Genomic DNA, 14,905 nt, shown 5'->3' with positions numbered 1-14,905 from the left:
AGGTCGACGTGGACCAGTTCTTCCAGCAGCTCGTCAACGGGTTGACCTTGGGCTCGCTGTACGCCTTGATCGCGGTCGGATACACCGTCGTGTACGGCATCGTGCAGCTCATCAACTTCGCTCACGGCGAGGTGTTCATGATCGGCGCGTTCGGCGCGCTGACGACGTACCTGTTGTTCTTCAACGGTCAGACCAGCGTGTGGATCCTGCCGGTGATGATCGTCGGCGCGATGATCGCGTCGGTCAGTACCGCGGTGCTGATGGAACGTATCGCGTACCGTCCCCTGCGGAACGCGCCACGTCTGGCACCGCTGATCACGGCGATCGGCATCTCCGTGTTCCTGCAGGAGTTCATCCGGCTGTTCTACGAACTCCCGGCCTGGACCGTGGTGGTGTTCGCCGGGCTCGCGATCGGGGTCGGCTATGTCGTCGGCGTCCGGCAGAGCGGAGCGAATCTGAACCACCCGGTCACCAAGTGGTACGACCGGGCCCCGCTGATCGGTGCGGGCGCCGGTGCGGTGCTGCTGTGGGGCGTAGTCCTGCTGATCAGCACGGACCTCTCGGCGCTGTATGTCGTGGTGGCGATTGTCGGCGGTGCGATCGTCGGTACCGGCGTGGGTGTGCTCCTCGGCCTGGCCACGAAGCAGCGTGCGCAGGTGCACATCGACGTTCGGACGCTGGCCGCGAGCGCCGCCGCGGCAGCGGTCGTCGCGGAGGCCGGCTGGGTGCTGTTCAAGACGGTGCTCCGGAAGGTCGAGTGGCCGAGTGCGAAGGCGCGGATCCCGTTCCCGCAGCTCGACGTGGTGACCGGCAAGGCGCTGCAGGTCGGCGGTGTGACGATCCAGCGGTCGGCGATCTTCACGGTCGCGGCGCTCGCGGTCTGCGCCGTACTGCTGTGGTTCTTCATCAACCGGACCCGGCTCGGCCGCGGTATGCAGGCCGTGTCGCAGGACCCGGACACGGCCCGGCTGATGGGTATCAACGTGGACCGGATCATCGTGGTCGCGTTCGCCCTCGGCGCGGTGCTCGCCGCGATCGCGGGTGTCTCGCAGGGTCTGCAGAACAACAACATCGACTTCCGGATGGGCTTCCTGGCCGGCCTGAAGGCGTTCACCGCCGCGGTTCTGGGCGGTATCGGCAACGTGTACGGCGCGGTTGTCGGCGGTCTCGTACTCGGTGTGGTCGAGGCGATGGCCACGCAGTACATCCCGGGCCAGTTCGGCGGTAGCACCTGGAAGGACGTCTGGGCGTTCGTGATCCTGATTCTGGTTCTGGTGTTCAGGCCGCAGGGCCTGCTCGGCGCGAGGGTGGTGGACCGGGCATGACCGACGTGAAGACACCTGAGGACAAGGAGATCGGGGCCGCGGTCTCGAAGCCGGGCAAGCCGATCGCGTGGCCGCTGGGCATCGCCGGCGTGGCGCTGCTGGTTGTCGGGTCGTTCCTGTCCTGGAGCTACGACAGCCAGATCCTGAACGACCTGTCGCTCAACTTCAATCCGGGCGGCCTGCAGATCCTCGCGATCCTGGGCGCGGTGCTGTCGCTCGTCCTGCTGCTGGCCGAGAAGGGCCCGCTGACCAAGCTGGGCACCTGGCTGGACGCGACCCTCGGGTTGCGGATGCTCGGCACCGGTCTGGCTCTGTACATGGTGCTGATCGTGATCGCGATCGGTACCGAGTCGGCCGGTTTCATCAACGTGAACCCGGGCGGGTACGTGTCGCTCCTCGGCGCGCTGCTGCTCGCGGCCGCGGCCTGGATGCTGCCGTTGCGGCAACTCCGGGACATGAGCGAGGCCCGGCTGCCGGGCTGGTTCGAGATCCTGGCGATCGCGGTGCTGATGGGCTCGATCCTGTACGCCGCGGCGTACGCGCTCGGCCTGCAGGACGCCTGGTCGTTCATCCTCTGCCTGGTGTTCATCGCCGTGGTCGCCACGGCGTTGTTCCGCAGCGGTGCGCTGTCGTGGATCGGTCACGTCGCCCAGCGCCGCAAGCGGGTGCTGACGCTGGCCGCGTTCGTGGTCGCGTTCCTGTTCCCGTTCACCCAGAACGGGTCGGACGCGAACATGTCGATCGCGAACCAGGTGCTGATCTTCAGCGCCACCGCGATGGGCCTGAACATCGTGGTCGGCCTGGCCGGCCTGCTGGACCTCGGGTACATCGCGTTCCTCGGCGCCGGTTCGTACACGGCGGCGGTGCTGTCGCAGTCGGCGTTCGCGACGGTGCACTGGAAGCCGCCGTTCCTGGTCGTGGTGCTGCTCGGTGCCTGTGTCTCGATGATCCTGGGACTCATCATCGGTACGCCGACGCTGCGGGTCTCCGGCGACTACCTGGCGATCGTCACGCTCGGCTTCGGTGAGATCTTCCGGTTCACGATGGGCAACCTGGACGGCAACAACGGCCCGAACCTGACCAACGGCCCGAACGGCGTACCAGGTATCCCGGACCTGAAGATCGGCGGCTTCAACTTCGGCGACAGCCACACCTTGGGCCCGATCGACCTGGGCCGGTTCTCGAACTACTACTTCCTGTTGCTGGTGCTGATCGGGTTCGTGATCCTGGTCTTCGCCCGGTTGAACAACAGCCGGATCGGCCGCGGCTGGGTGGCGATCCGGGAGGACGAGAAGGCCGCCGAGGCGATGGGCGTGAACGTCTTCGGGCTGAAGCTGCTCGCGTTCGCGGTCGGGGCCTTCCTGGCCGGTCTGGCCGGCACCATCAAGGCCCACCAGGACGCCGCGGTCAGCCCGGACCAGTACCAGTTCATCGAGTCGGCGTTCCTGCTGGCCGCGATCGTGCTGGGCGGTATGGGCACGATCGCCGGCGTGTTGCTGGGTGCGACGATCCTGAAGCTGCTGCCGGAGAAGCTGCGGTTCTTCTCCGAGTACCGGCTGCTGATGTTCGGTGCGCTGCTGGTGCTGATGATGCGGTTCCGGCCCGAGGGGCTGGTCGCGAGCAGACGAAGGCAGTTGGAGTTCCACGAGGAGGACGAGGAACTGGCCGACGTGGTCGAAGAAGAACAACTCGTCACCGGGGAGGCGAAATGACCACCGTGCAGGACGTGGACCGGCCGGCGGCGACCGGCGAAACGGTGCTCGAGGCAACCGGTGTGACGATGCGGTTCGGCGGTCTGCTGGCCGTGAACGACGTCAGCCTGAGCGTCCGGCAGGGCGAGATCGTCGGTCTGATCGGCCCGAACGGTGCCGGCAAGACGACGTTCTTCAACTGCCTGACCGGCCTCTACAAGCCGACCAGCGGCCAGGTCCGGTTCGCCGGCTCGCCGGCGCGGAAGCGGGCGCCGATGTTCTTCCTGCCGCAGCGGAGGCGCGGCGGCGGGATGAAGGACACGCCGCTGCTGCAGGAGAACCCGGGGCTGACGCCGCCCGAGCCGGGCGAACTGGCGCCGTTGCCACCGAAGCCGCGGGCCGTGGTCCGGGCCGGGATGGCGCGGACGTTCCAGAACATCCGGCTGTTCGCGAACATGACCGCGCTGGAGAACGTGATGGTCGGCCGGTACTGCCGGACCAGCGCGGGCGCGTTCACGTCGGTGATCCACGGGCCGAAGTTCCGGCACGAGGAGGCGGCCACCCGGCTGCGGGCCCAGGAGCTGCTGGACTTCGTCGGTCTGGGCAAGTCTTCCGAGCACCTGGCCCGGAACATGCCGTACGGCGACCAGCGCCGGCTCGAGATCGCCCGGGCGCTGGCCACCGACCCGAAGCTCATCCTGCTGGACGAGCCGACGGCCGGTATGAACCCGCAGGAGACCCGGCAGGCCAGCGACCTGATCTTCAAGATCCGGGACGCCGGCCTCGCGGTGGTGGTGATCGAGCACGACATGCGGTTCATCTTCAACCTCTGCGACCGGGTGCTCTGTCTGGTCCAGGGCCAGGCCCTGATCGAGGGCTCGCCCGACGAGGTGCAGTCCGACCCGCGGGTGATCGAGGCCTACATCGGCACCGGCGAGGACGACGAGGACGACCGGCCGCAGGACGACGTACCAGGGAAGGAGCAGGCATGACCGCCATGCTCGAGGTCAAGGACCTGGAAGTTGCCTACGGCAAGATCGTCGCGGTGAAGAAGATCAGCTTCAGCGTGGAGCAGGGGCAGGTGGTGTCGCTGATCGGCACCAACGGCGCCGGCAAGACCACCACGCTGAAGACGATCTCGGGCCTGCTCCGGCCGACGTCCGGCGAGGTCTGGTTCCAGGGCGAGCGGATCGACCACGTGGCGGCGCACGACATCGTCACCCGCGGTCTGGCGCACTCGCCCGAGGGGCGGCGGATCTTCCCGCGGCTCTCGGTCGAGGAGAACCTGATGCTGGGCGCGTTCTCCCGCAAGGATCCGGCGGGGGTGCGCACCGATCTGCAGGCGGCGTACGACCTGTTCCCGATCCTGGGGGAGCGGCGCAAGCAGCCGGCCGGGACGTTCTCGGGCGGTGAGCAGCAGATGCTGGCGATGGGCCGGGCGATGATGAGCCGGCCGAAGCTGCTGATGCTGGACGAGCCGTCGATGGGCCTGTCGCCGCTGATGATGAAGCGGATCATGTCCACCGTGACGGAGCTGCAGAAGCAGGGTACGACGATCCTGCTGGTCGAGCAGAACGCCCAGGCGGCGCTGAAGCGCGCCGACTTCGGGTACGTGCTCGAGGTCGGGAAGATCGTGCTGTCCGGCACCGGTCGCGACCTGCTGGTGAACGACTCGGTCCGGAAGGCCTATCTGGGCGAGGACTGACGCTGTCGCTGCTGGTTCAGTTGCGGATCACGACGAGCAACTGGACCAGCAGCGGCGCGACGATCAGAGCGGGCAGCAGGTCTGCGACAGCTACCTGCTTGAGTTTCAGGAGTCTGAGCGCCACCCCGATGAGCATCACGCCGCCGGTGGCGCCGAGCGCGGTGACATGTGCGTCAGGCAGTACGTCGCCCAGTACCGCTCCCACTGCCGTCATCGATCCCTGCACCACGAGTACGACGAGTGCGGAGGCAGCGACGCCCCAGCCGAAGGACGCCGCGAAGGCGATGCTGGTGAAGCCGTCGAGGACCGCCTTCAGGAACAGCTGGTCCGCGCCACGGCCGAGGCCGTCGGACAGCGCGCCGAGGAACGTCAGCGGGCCGACGCAGAACACCATCGACGCGGACACGAACCCTTCGACGAACTTGCCCTCGCCCTCGCCGCGGTCGAACCGGTGCTGCATCCAGGCGCCGAAGCCCTCCAGCCGCTGCTCGATCCGCAGCAGCGAGCCGGCGATGCCGCCGATCAGCATCGCGCCGAGCACGATCAGCACCGGGGCGCTGCTGCCGACCGCGTCGCTGAGTGCCTTGTCGCCGACGGTGAGTGCCGAGGAGATCGCGATCAGCAGCGTGACCAGGCCGATCGCGTCGGTGACCAGTTCCCTGGTCCGGTGACTGAGCCGGTGGCCGACGAGCACGCCGAGTACCGAACCGACGAGCACCGTCGCGACGTTCACGGCGGTCCCGATTCCGATGAACAAACTGGTCTCCAACTCGACTTTGCAGGTGACCCCCGAGGGCCTACTGTTGCGCGAAGACGAGCGTATCGGCCCGTCTGTTCACCTCGGGGGTGGACCGGACCGGGAGGTCGCTGTGGTGGCAGCCGTCGAGGTGAGGGACGCGCAGCCGGGGGACGCGGACGCCCTGGTCACGCTGTGGCGCGAGCTCAGCACCGCCGCCGGGCTGCCGTCCCGGTTGCCCGCGCCGCCGTCGGTCGCCGCCGCGGAGGTTGCTGTCGGCAAACATCTCGACGACCCGGACGGCCGGCTGCTGGTGGTCGAGCTGGACGGCGAGGTGCACGGGATGGCGTACCTGCGCCGGACCGCGATCAGCCCGCTGCACGACGACACCACGGTCACCGTCGAGTACCTGCACGTCACCGACGCGGCCCGCCGGCACGGCCTCGGCAAGGCGCTGATCGCCGAGGCGGTCGCGTGGGCGGAGTACGAGAGCTGCGCGCACCTGGCCGTGGTCGCGCCCGCGATCGCCCGCGAGGCGAACCGGTTCCTGGCCCGCCTCGGTCTCGGTCAGGCCGGCGTACTGCGGTTCGCGAACACCTTGACCGTCCGCCGCCGGCTCGCCGCCGAGCACGCCCCGAACCTGCTCGCCCTGCTCTCCTCCCGGCGGTCGGCGTTCGCCCGCCGCGCGGTCAGCTCCCGGGTGGAGCCTGAATCAGCTGGCAAGTGATCCGCGCCGTACACACCCGCTTGTCCCGGTCGTCGGTGATGACCACCTCGTACGACGTCGTCGTACGGCCGAGGTAGACGGGCGTCGCCACGCCGGTGACGACACCGTCGCGGACCGCGCGGTGGTGGGTGGCGTTGATGTCGACGCCGACCGCGACCTTCCCGTACGTCGCCGCGTGCAGCGCCGAGCCGATCGAGCCGAGGCTCTCGGCGAGCACGCAGGACGCGCCGCCGTGCAGCAGGCCGTACGGCTGCGTGTTGCCCTTGACCGGCATCGTGGCGACCACCCGGTCGGGCGTCGCCTCGCTGACAACGATTCCCATCGTCTGGAGGAGCGTGCCCTCCATGCTCATGCCCGGTCCGAGGTTCGATTCATCTGTCACTGCAGCAGTGTGTCAGAACTGTCCGTGGGACCCACTAGAGTCGGTGTGTGGCTCCAGAAACGAACACCATGACCAAGGACCCCGCGACCCCGGGCACCGGGCGACCGCGGATCTTGCTGCTGGACGGGCACTCGCTGGCGTACCGGGCGTTCTACGCGCTCCCGGTGGAGAACTTCTCCACCACCACCGGTCAGCACACCAACGCGGTGTACGGGTTCACCTCGATGCTGATCAACATGCTCCGCGACGAGCAGCCCACCCACATCTGCGTCGCGTTCGACGTGTCCCGGAAGACCTTCCGCACCGAGCAGTACGCGGAGTACAAGGCCGGCCGGTCGAAGTCGCCGGACGAGTTCAGCGGCCAGATCTCGCTGGTCAAGGAGGTGCTGGAGGCGCTCCGGATCCCGACCACCGAGGTCGACGGCTGGGAGGCCGACGACATCCTCGCCACGCTCGCGACCCAGGCCGACGAGCAGGGTTTCGAGGTGCTGATCAGCAGCGGCGACCGGGACGCGTTCCAGCTGATCAACGAGAACATCACCGTGCTGTACCCGAAGCGCGGCGTCTCCGAGATCGCCCGGATGGACCCGGCCGCGATCGAGGAGAAGTACGGCGTCGGCCCCCGGATGTACTCCGACCTCGCGGCGCTGGTGGGCGAGCAGAGCGACAACCTGCCCGGCGTGCCGGGCGTCGGCCCGAAGACGGCCGCGAAGTGGCTGAACCAGTTCGGCTCGCTGAACGACCTGATCGACCGGGTGAACGAGATCAAGGGCAAGGCCGGCGAGTCGCTGCGCGAGCACCTCGCCGACGTGATCCGGAACCGGCAGATCAACGAGCTGGTCCGCGACCTGACCCTCGACGTGTCGGTCGACGACCTGGCCCGGGTCGCCTGGGACCGGGACAAGGTGCACACGCTGTTCGACAGCCTGGAGTTCCGGGTGCTGCGCGAGCGGCTGGTGGCCGAGCACGAGGAGGTCGACGCGACCGTCGACCACGGTTTCGACCTGGACGGTGTGCAGCTGAAGCCGGGCGAGCTGGCGGCCTGGCTGAAGGAGCACGTCAGCGGCGGCGACCGGGTCGGCGTCGCGGTGCAGGGCAGCTGGGGCGGCGGGACCGGGCAGATCACCGGGCTCGCGCTGGCGAACACCACCGGCGCGGCGGCCTGGTTCGACCCGGAGGCGCTGACCGCGGACGACGAGGAGGCCTGGAAGGCCTGGCTCGCGGACCCGGCGCTGCCGAAGGCGCTGCACGACGTGAACGGACCGCTGCTCGGGTTCCTCGAGCGGGGCTGGACGCTCGGCGGGCTGAGCTCCGACACCCAGCTGAGCGCGTACCTCGTCCGCCCGGACCAGCGCGCGTACGACCTCGCCGACCTGACCGTGCGGTACCTGAAGCGCGAGCTGCGCAACGAGGAGGCCGACAACGGGCAGCTGAGCTTCGACGACGTCGAGGGCGGCCCGGCCGCGGACCACACGATGCTGCGTGCCCGGGCGATCGCGGACCTCGCCGACACGCTGGACGCCGAGCTCGAGAAGCAGGCCGGTACGGCGCTGCTCGCGGACGTCGAGCTGCCGCTGATCCAGGTGATCGCGGCGATGGAGCGGGACGGGATCGCGGTCGACCGGCCGTACCTGGAGCAGCTCGAGGAGCGGTTCGCGACCGGAGTGCGGGAGGCGGCGACGTCGGCGTACGAGGTGATCGGCAAGGAGATCAACCTCGGGTCGCCGAAGCAGCTGCAGGTGGTGCTGTTCGACGAGCTGCAGATGCCGAAGACCAAGCGCACCAAGACCGGGTACACCACGGACGCGGACTCGTTGCAGGCGCTGTTCGAGAAGACCGAGCACCCGTTCCTGGCGTACCTGCTGGCGCACCGGGACGCGACCCGGCTGCGGCAGACGGTCGAGGGCCTGCTGAAGACGATCAGCCCGCGCGACGGCCGGATCCACACGACGTTCAACCAGACCATCGCGGCGACCGGCCGGCTGAGCTCCACCGAGCCGAACCTGCAGAACATCCCGATCCGGACCGAGGAGGGCCGCCGGATCCGGCAGGCGTTCGTGGTCGGCGAGGGCAACGAGTCGCTGATGTCGGCGGACTACAGCCAGATCGAGATGCGGATCATGGCGCACGTGTCGCAAGACCAGGGCCTGATCGACGCGTTCAACTCCGGGATGGACTTCCACTCGGTGACCGCGTCCCGGGTGTTCTCGGTCGAGCCCGGTGACGTCACCCAGGAGCAGCGGGCGAAGATCAAGGCGATGAACTACGGCCTCGCGTACGGGTTGTCGGCGTACGGACTGAGTCAGCAGCTGAAGATCGGCGTGGACGAGGCCAAGGGCCTGATGGACGAGTACTTCGAGGGCTTCGGCGGCGTCCGGGACTACCTGCGCTCGATCGTGATCGACGCCGGCAAGACCGGATACACCGAGACCATCCTGGGCCGCCGGCGCTACCTGCCGGACCTGACCAGCGACAACCGCCAGCGCCGCGAGATGGCCGAGCGGATGGCGCTGAACGCCCCGATCCAGGGCTCGGCCGCGGACGTCATCAAGATGGCGATGCTCAAGGTCGACGCGTCCCTGCGCTCCTCGGGCCTCAAGTCCCGGATGCTCCTCCAGGTCCACGACGAACTGGTCTTCGAGATCGCCCCCGGCGAACGCGACGCGCTCGAAGAACTGGTCCGCCACGACATGGGCCACGCCGTCGACATGGCCGTCCCTCTCGACGTCTCAGTGGGCATCGGCCGCACCTGGCACGAGGCCGCCCACTAAGAGGTGAAGTACACCGGCTGGTCCGTAGGGGAGAGGGCTCGCTGGATGCAGAGGTGTTCGCGGGTGGTGAGCTCGGCGGGGAGAGCGTCGAGCGGCCACCAGGCGACGGCGGTGGACTCGTCGTCGTTGACCCGCGCCTGGCCGCCCAGCGGGCGGCAGCTGAAGCAGAGGTCGAGGAACTGGACCCGGTCGCCGTTCGGGTAGGCGGCCGGGGGAGTGGCCTCGATGCTGAGCAGGCGGTCGACCTTCGCCTCGACCGCGGTCTCCTCCTGGATCTCGCGGACGACCGCGACCGCGGGCTCCTCGCCCGGCTCCAGGATTCCGCCGATCAGGCTCCAGCGGCCGTTGTCGGCGCGCTGGACCAGCAGCACCTCGCGGTCGTCGTTGAGCACCACCGCGCTCAGCCCGGTCAGCCAGAGCAGGTCGTGCCCGATCTTCTCGCGCAGGTCGAGGATGAACTTCGGTGTCGGCATGGCCCCGACCCTAAACCGGTTCATTGACGCAAGAAATATGGGTGCCGGACGGTAAGCAGTAAACGCTTACCCGCAAGATGCTGACAGTGACCGGCTGATCCCGGGCAGTGCTCGGCGACCTCTTCCGTCAACTCACTTTCTATGTCATTCTCCCGGGCAAGATCCGAGATCCTATTGGATATTTCGTCTTTTGTTCCGACCCAGCCGCCTTGGAGGAACCATGTCGAACGATCACGCCCGCCCGGGAGTCAGCCGCCGGTCCCTGCTGTCCGGCGCCCTCGGACTCACCGCGGCGACGGCCGCCGGCGGCCTGCTCAGCGCCTGCAGCGGCGGTGGCACCGCCGGCAGCGCGGCCGCGGGCGGCGCGGGTGACGTCGTCCCGAGCGTCACGCTCGGCCCGAAGCTCGCCACGGTGCAGTACCCGGAGGGGTACGTCGGCCCGGTGGCCCGCGCGCTGAAGCCGCTGACCAGCGAGAAGGTGACGTTCAAGATCGTCGTACCGCAGGACGTGACGATCGGGGACTGGAAGACCAACGCCTTCACCAAGTGGCTCGAGCAGAAGACGAACGTCCACATCGAGTGGAACCAGATCGGCGGGACCGACGACGACATCATGACCAAGGTGAACGCGATGATCGCGGCCGGCGACATCCCGGACGCGTTCATGGGCGTGAAGTTCACCCGCTCGCAGCTGTTCCTGTACGGCCAGCAGGGCCTGTTCACCGACGTCGGCCAGCACATCGGCGCGTACGCGCTGAACCTGCAGCAGGCGATGAAGGACTACCCGGACACCCGCAAGCTGGTGCAGGCGCCGGACAAGAAGATCTACTCGTTCCCGAGCATCAACGACTGCTACCACTGCCGGGCCAGCAACGGCCGGACGTTCCTGAACACCGACTGGCTGCAGCAGGTCGGCCTGGACGTCCCGAAGACCACCGACGAGTTCCGCGAGGTCCTGCGCGCGTTCAAGAAGGCCGACCTCGGCGGCAACGGCAAGACGATCCCGTTCGCCGGGTACAAGGACGCGGCGCTCGACTCGTACTTCATGAACGCGTTCCTCTACAACCCCGGTGACCCGTGGCTGGTCGTCAACGACGGCAAGGCCGACGTCACGTTCGACAAGGACGAGTGGCGCGAGGGCCTCAAGTACCTGCACGGCCTGTACGCCGAGGGCCTGATCAACAAGGACGTGTTCACCGCCGACCAGGACCAGATGGACCGCTACGGGAACTCCCCGGGCAAACCGATCATCGGCGGCGCGCGGTCGTACTACTGGGGCGGCTTCGTCGACATCGACCAGAAGGACCCGAACGCGCGCTGGCGCAAGTACCAGGCGATCCCGCCGCTCGAGGGCCCGAACAAGGTCCGGTACGCCGCCTGGAACTACCTGGGTGTCGGCGTCGACGTGGCCAAGCTCGTGATCACGAAGAAGTGCCCGAAGCCCGAGCTGATGGTGATGTGGGCGGACGCCCAGATGGAGCTGGAGGCGATCCTGCGCGGCTACGGCGGCCCGAAGTTCGCGTGGGCGAAGAAGGGCGAGCTGGGGATCAACGGCAAGCAGGCGATCTACGGGTTCGACGCGACCTGGAACACCGGCAAGAACCTGAGCTGGAGCCAGGACAACGCGATGTACCGGTCCCAGGACTTCCGGCTCGGCGAGAAGGTGAACCCGAAGGACCTGACGTTCGAGCAGCCGCTGTACCAGCAGACCGTCGAGAGCTACTTCCCGTACAAGCAGCCGCAGGAGATGCAGTTCCCGCCGGTGACGCTCGACCAGGACCAGGCCGCGCAGGAGGCCGAGCTGAAGACCAACCTGAAGAACGAGGTGTCGCAGTCGATGGCCCGGTTCGTCACCGGCCAGCTCGACCCGAACGACGACGGTGCGTGGAACGACTACAAGGACCGGGTCGCGAAGATCGGCGTGAAGCCGTACCTCGACCTGCAGCAGGCCGCCTACGAGACGTACAACTCATGAGCGCTACCGCTACCCAGGACACCCGTTCGGACAAGATCGTCTCGGCCTGCATCTACACGGCGCTGGGGCTGTTCTGTGTCGCCGTCCTCTACCCGCTCGTCTACGTCGTCAGCGCGTCGGTCAGCAACACCAAGAGGGTCGCCGCGGGCGAGGTGTGGCTGTGGCCGGTCGGCTTCACGCTGGACGCGTACAAGGCGGTCTTCGACTACAAGTCCATCGTCAGCGGCTTCGGCAACTCCGTGTACTACGCGGTCGTCGGGGCCGTGGTGGCGACGGTCCTCACGCTGCTCGCGGCGTACCCGCTGTCCAGGAAGGGCCTGCCGGGCAAGGGCCTGATCATGGCGGCGTTCGTGTTCACGATGATGTTCAGCGGCGGGCTGATCCCGACGTACCTGGTGGTCGACAAGCTCGGGCTGCTGAACACCCGGTGGGCGATGATCCTGCCGGCCGCGCTCGCGGTCTGGAACGTGATCATCACCCGGACGTACTTCATGGTGACGATCCCCGAGGAGCTGGTGGAGGCCGGCAAGGTCGACGGCTGCAGCGACTTCGGGTTCTTCTGGCGGATCGTGCTGCCGCTGAGCAAGCCGATCATCGCGGTGAACCTGCTGTTCTACGCGGTCGGACAGTGGAACTCGTTCTTCAACGCGCTGATCTACCTCACCAACGAGCACCTGTTCCCGCTGCAGGTGATCCTCCGGCAGATCCTGATCCAGTCGAAGATCGACCCGTCGCAGATGCCGGACACCAGCAAGCTGATCCAGCTGAAGGAACTGCAGCAGCAGCTGAAGTACTCGCTGATCGTGATCGGGATGATCCCGCCGCTGCTGGTCTACCCGTTCGTCCAGAAGCATTTCGTCAAGGGGGCCATGATCGGCTCCCTGAAGGGATGAGCGCATGACGACGCTGAATGCCGAACGAGCGGCGGCCACCCACAAGCGGGAACGGGCCGCGAAGTCGTCGGTCGGACTTGGGCTGCGGATCCGGCGGAACTGGCAGCTGTACGCGATGCTCGCCGTACCGCTGATCTGGCTCGCGGTCTTCGCCTACTGGCCGATGTACGGCGTGATCATCGCGTTCAAGGAATACAACGTGGTGTCCGGGATCTGGGGCAGCCCGTGGGTCGGGCTCAAGTACTTCGAGCGGTTCGTGGAGTCGTACCAGTTCTGGCGGCTGATCCGGAACACGGTGTTCCTGCACGTGTACGAGCTGGTCGCGACGTTCCCGTTGCCGATCGTCCTCGCGCTCTGCCTGAACGCGGTCCGGAGGAAATGGTTCAGCCGGGCGGCGCAGCTGATCACGTACGCGCCGCACTTCATCTCGACCGTGGTCGTGGTCGGTCTGCTGGTCGTGCTGACCAACCCGAACACCGGCGTGACGAACCAGCTGCTCGGGCTGTTCGGGTTCGGACCGGTCGACCTGATGGGCGATTCGGGGCTGTTCCGGCACCTGTACGTGTGGTCCGGGGCGTGGCAGACGATGGGCTTCTCGGCGATCATCTACCTCGCGGCGCTGACCAGCGTTCCGCCGGAGCTGCACGAGGCGGCGATCGTGGACGGCGCGTCCCGGCTGCGGCGGATGTGGCACATCGACCTGCCGGCGATCGTGCCGGTCGCGGTGATCCTGCTGATCCTCGACATCGGCCGGATCCTGTCGGTCGGGTTCGAGAAGGTGCTGCTGATGCAGAACAACCTGAACCTGGACGTGGCCGAGGTGATCGACACCTACGTCTACAAGATCGGTCTGGCGTCGGCGGTGCCGCAGTTCAGCTACGCGACCGCGATCGGGCTGTTCCGGTCGGTGATCGGTCTCGTGCTGCTGGTGCTGGCGAACACCTTCGCCCGCCGGTTCGCGCGGAGCAGCCTTTGGTGAGCTAGCTGGATTGCCGGTGCAGTCCGGTGGCGAGTGCGCCGGACAGGAGGAGCGCGCAGGTGCTGGTCATGCCGGCCAGCACCTTCACCCCGGTCAGGCCGGTGGCGGTGCCGGTGCCGAGCACGGTGCCGGCGGCCACCGCGAGGACGACGAGCCCGAGCCAGATCGCCAGCGCGGCGCGCTTCTCCTGCTGCGCGATCGCGGCGTACACGACGAGCTGGAGTACGGCGTACGCGGAACCGGCGACGGCGAACAGCCAGGTGTACGGGCCGAGCGGGGCGTACTTCTCCTTGCCGCCGATCACCTCGACCACGATCCCGGGCAGGATCAGCGTGCCGGCGACCGCGCACGCGCCGAGGCCGGCGACCGCGAAGATCGCCCGCCGGAGCCGGACCGTGTCGCCGGGGGAGTTCGCGAGCGACGGGAACACCAGCACGATCACGAACTGCGGGAGGAACAGGCAGGCCTTCGCGATGATCAGCCCGGCCGCGTAGTACCCGCTGTCCTTCGTGTCGAGCAGTCCGCGGGCGAACAGGATGTCGGCGTTCGCGAGCGCGAAGAACGCGAGCAGGGTGTGGGTGCCGTGGACGGTCTCCCGCAGTACCTCCTTGACCTGCTCGCCGGTCGCGCCGGTCGACCGGCGCAGGAAGAACTGCCCGAGGACCGCGGGTACGGCGGCACCGATGGCGAGACCGGCCATCGCCCAGTCGAGCGACGGGTGCACGAACAGCGCGCCGCCGCCGAGCACCAGCCGGCCGATGCCCGCCGAGGTGTAGACGGCGGCGAGCTCGGTCCAGCGGTGGCTGCCCTGGAGGATGCCGAGCTGCGAACCCATCAGCGTGAGGCCGCCGAGCGTCGGTGCGAGCAGCAGGATCGCGACGACCGAGTCGACGTGCAGCAGCCACATGAACACCGGCGTCAGCACCAGGCAGAGCACGGTCAGGCCGGCGGCCGACCGGCGACCCGCCCGCAGGATCGCGTCGGCCAGCGTCGCCGCGCCGTCACCGGAGTGGGTCGCGAGCTGCCGGGCGGCGGTCGCCTGCAGGCCGAGCGCGAACTGGTCCTGCTCGAGCCGCCGGGACCCGATCAGCGTGAAGCCGTACGCCGCCACGTTCATGATCGCCATGGCGACCGCGACGACCGTCGCACTGCGCAGGAAGCTCTTACGGGGAGCCTGCGGTTGCGGCGCCGGGGTGGTGCCAGAAGTCATGCGTGCTGCCTCGGATCCGATGTGAGATTTGCCGGACC

Annotated in this window: 13 protein-coding genes; 9 read left to right on the top strand and 4 right to left on the bottom strand. The window is 68.0% G+C overall.

Annotated features, from left to right (window positions below):
* Positions 1-8 precede the first annotated feature (8 nt).
* The 4 genes from ACQHIV_RS13510 to ACQHIV_RS13495 are packed head-to-tail and all read left to right on the top strand — an operon-like array spanning position 9 to position 4,721.
* A complete protein-coding gene (locus ACQHIV_RS13510; RefSeq protein WP_427894209.1) occupies positions 9-1,325 on the top strand; it encodes a branched-chain amino acid ABC transporter permease in 1,317 nt (438 codons plus the stop codon).
* Complete coding sequence (locus tag ACQHIV_RS13505) at positions 1,322-3,037, top strand: branched-chain amino acid ABC transporter permease (RefSeq protein WP_427894207.1); 1,716 nt, start codon at positions 1,322-1,324, stop codon at positions 3,035-3,037. Before ACQHIV_RS13510 ends, ACQHIV_RS13505 begins: the two co-directional genes overlap by 4 nt.
* Positions 3,034-4,008, top strand: a complete 975-nt coding sequence (locus ACQHIV_RS13500) for an ABC transporter ATP-binding protein (protein WP_427894205.1) — start codon at positions 3,034-3,036, stop codon at positions 4,006-4,008. Before ACQHIV_RS13505 ends, ACQHIV_RS13500 begins: the two co-directional genes overlap by 4 nt.
* Entirely contained in the window at positions 4,005-4,721 is a 717-nt protein-coding gene (locus ACQHIV_RS13495; protein ID WP_427894204.1) for an ABC transporter ATP-binding protein, read from the top strand. Before ACQHIV_RS13500 ends, ACQHIV_RS13495 begins: the two co-directional genes overlap by 4 nt.
* Positions 4,722-4,737: 16 nt before the next feature.
* Here ACQHIV_RS13495 and ACQHIV_RS13490 read toward each other — a convergent pair whose 3' ends face one another.
* Entirely contained in the window at positions 4,738-5,478 is a 741-nt protein-coding gene (locus ACQHIV_RS13490) for a DUF554 domain-containing protein (protein ID WP_427894202.1), read from the bottom strand.
* Between the two features lie 115 nt (positions 5,479-5,593).
* On the opposite strand from ACQHIV_RS13490, the gene ACQHIV_RS13485 reads away from it, so the two are divergent.
* A complete protein-coding gene (locus ACQHIV_RS13485; RefSeq protein ID WP_427894200.1) occupies positions 5,594-6,184 on the top strand; it encodes an N-acetyltransferase family protein in 591 nt (196 codons plus the stop codon).
* Here ACQHIV_RS13485 and ACQHIV_RS13480 read toward each other — a convergent pair.
* Positions 6,147-6,566 (bottom strand): hotdog fold thioesterase, encoded by a 420-nt coding sequence (locus tag ACQHIV_RS13480; RefSeq protein WP_427894199.1) that lies wholly within the window; start codon positions 6,564-6,566, stop codon positions 6,147-6,149. The genes ACQHIV_RS13485 and ACQHIV_RS13480 overlap by 38 nt on opposite strands.
* Before the next feature lie 68 nt (positions 6,567-6,634).
* On the opposite strand from ACQHIV_RS13480, the gene polA reads away from it, so the two are divergent.
* Positions 6,635-9,337 carry a DNA polymerase I gene (gene polA / locus ACQHIV_RS13475; protein ID WP_427896478.1) on the top strand — a complete coding sequence of 901 codons (2,703 nt, stop codon included), beginning with the start codon at positions 6,635-6,637 and terminating at the stop codon, positions 9,335-9,337.
* On the opposite strand, the gene ACQHIV_RS13470 is transcribed toward polA, so the two are convergent.
* Positions 9,334-9,810, bottom strand: a complete 477-nt coding sequence (locus tag ACQHIV_RS13470) for an NUDIX hydrolase (RefSeq protein ID WP_427894197.1) — start codon at positions 9,808-9,810, stop codon at positions 9,334-9,336. The genes polA and ACQHIV_RS13470 overlap by 4 nt on opposite strands.
* A 220-nt stretch (positions 9,811-10,030) precedes the next feature.
* Here ACQHIV_RS13470 and ACQHIV_RS13465 point away from each other — a divergent pair, with 220 nt between their 5' ends.
* The 3 genes from ACQHIV_RS13465 to ACQHIV_RS13455 are packed head-to-tail and all read left to right on the top strand — an operon-like array spanning position 10,031 to position 13,657.
* A complete protein-coding gene (locus ACQHIV_RS13465; protein ID WP_427894195.1) occupies positions 10,031-11,785 on the top strand; it encodes an extracellular solute-binding protein in 1,755 nt (584 codons plus the stop codon).
* On the top strand, positions 11,782-12,678 hold the full coding sequence (locus ACQHIV_RS13460; protein WP_427894193.1) for a carbohydrate ABC transporter permease: 897 nt from the start codon (positions 11,782-11,784) through the stop codon (positions 12,676-12,678). The genes ACQHIV_RS13465 and ACQHIV_RS13460 overlap by 4 nt, the downstream gene beginning before the upstream one ends.
* A 4-nt stretch (positions 12,679-12,682) precedes the next feature.
* Complete coding sequence (locus ACQHIV_RS13455) at positions 12,683-13,657, top strand: ABC transporter permease (protein ID WP_427894191.1); 975 nt, start codon at positions 12,683-12,685, stop codon at positions 13,655-13,657.
* Position 13,658: 1 nt separating this feature from the next.
* Here the strand turns inward: ACQHIV_RS13455 and ACQHIV_RS13450 are convergent, their stop codons facing one another.
* On the bottom strand, positions 13,659-14,867 hold the full coding sequence (locus tag ACQHIV_RS13450; RefSeq protein WP_427894189.1) for a polysaccharide biosynthesis protein: 1,209 nt from the start codon (positions 14,865-14,867) through the stop codon (positions 13,659-13,661).
* Between the last annotated feature and the right edge of the window lie 38 nt (positions 14,868-14,905).

The sequence above is a fragment of the Kribbella polygonati genome (assembly GCF_050320105.1).
In the GTDB taxonomy this organism is placed as follows: Bacteria; Actinomycetota; Actinomycetes; order Propionibacteriales; family Kribbellaceae; genus Kribbella.
This window is presented reverse-complemented; position numbering and strand designations above follow the sequence as displayed.

Excerpts from the sequence above, each read along its gene's own strand:
- ACQHIV_RS13505 (WP_427894207.1), top strand. The coding sequence starts at position 1,322 with ATGACCGACGTGAAGACACCTGAGGACAAGGAGATCGGGGCCGCGGTC.
- ACQHIV_RS13500 (WP_427894205.1), top strand. The coding sequence starts at position 3,034 with ATGACCACCGTGCAGGACGTGGACCGGCCGGCGGCGACCGGCGAAACG.
- ACQHIV_RS13495 (WP_427894204.1), top strand. The coding sequence starts at position 4,005 with ATGACCGCCATGCTCGAGGTCAAGGACCTGGAAGTTGCCTACGGCAAG.
- polA (WP_427896478.1), top strand. The coding sequence starts at position 6,635 with ATGACCAAGGACCCCGCGACCCCGGGCACCGGGCGACCGCGGATCTTG.
- ACQHIV_RS13470 (WP_427894197.1), bottom strand. The coding sequence starts at position 9,810 with ATGCCGACACCGAAGTTCATCCTCGACCTGCGCGAGAAGATCGGGCAC.
- ACQHIV_RS13465 (WP_427894195.1), top strand. The coding sequence starts at position 10,031 with ATGTCGAACGATCACGCCCGCCCGGGAGTCAGCCGCCGGTCCCTGCTG.
- ACQHIV_RS13460 (WP_427894193.1), top strand. The coding sequence starts at position 11,782 with ATGAGCGCTACCGCTACCCAGGACACCCGTTCGGACAAGATCGTCTCG.
- ACQHIV_RS13455 (WP_427894191.1), top strand. The coding sequence starts at position 12,683 with ATGACGACGCTGAATGCCGAACGAGCGGCGGCCACCCACAAGCGGGAA.
- ACQHIV_RS13450 (WP_427894189.1), bottom strand. The coding sequence starts at position 14,867 with ATGACTTCTGGCACCACCCCGGCGCCGCAACCGCAGGCTCCCCGTAAG.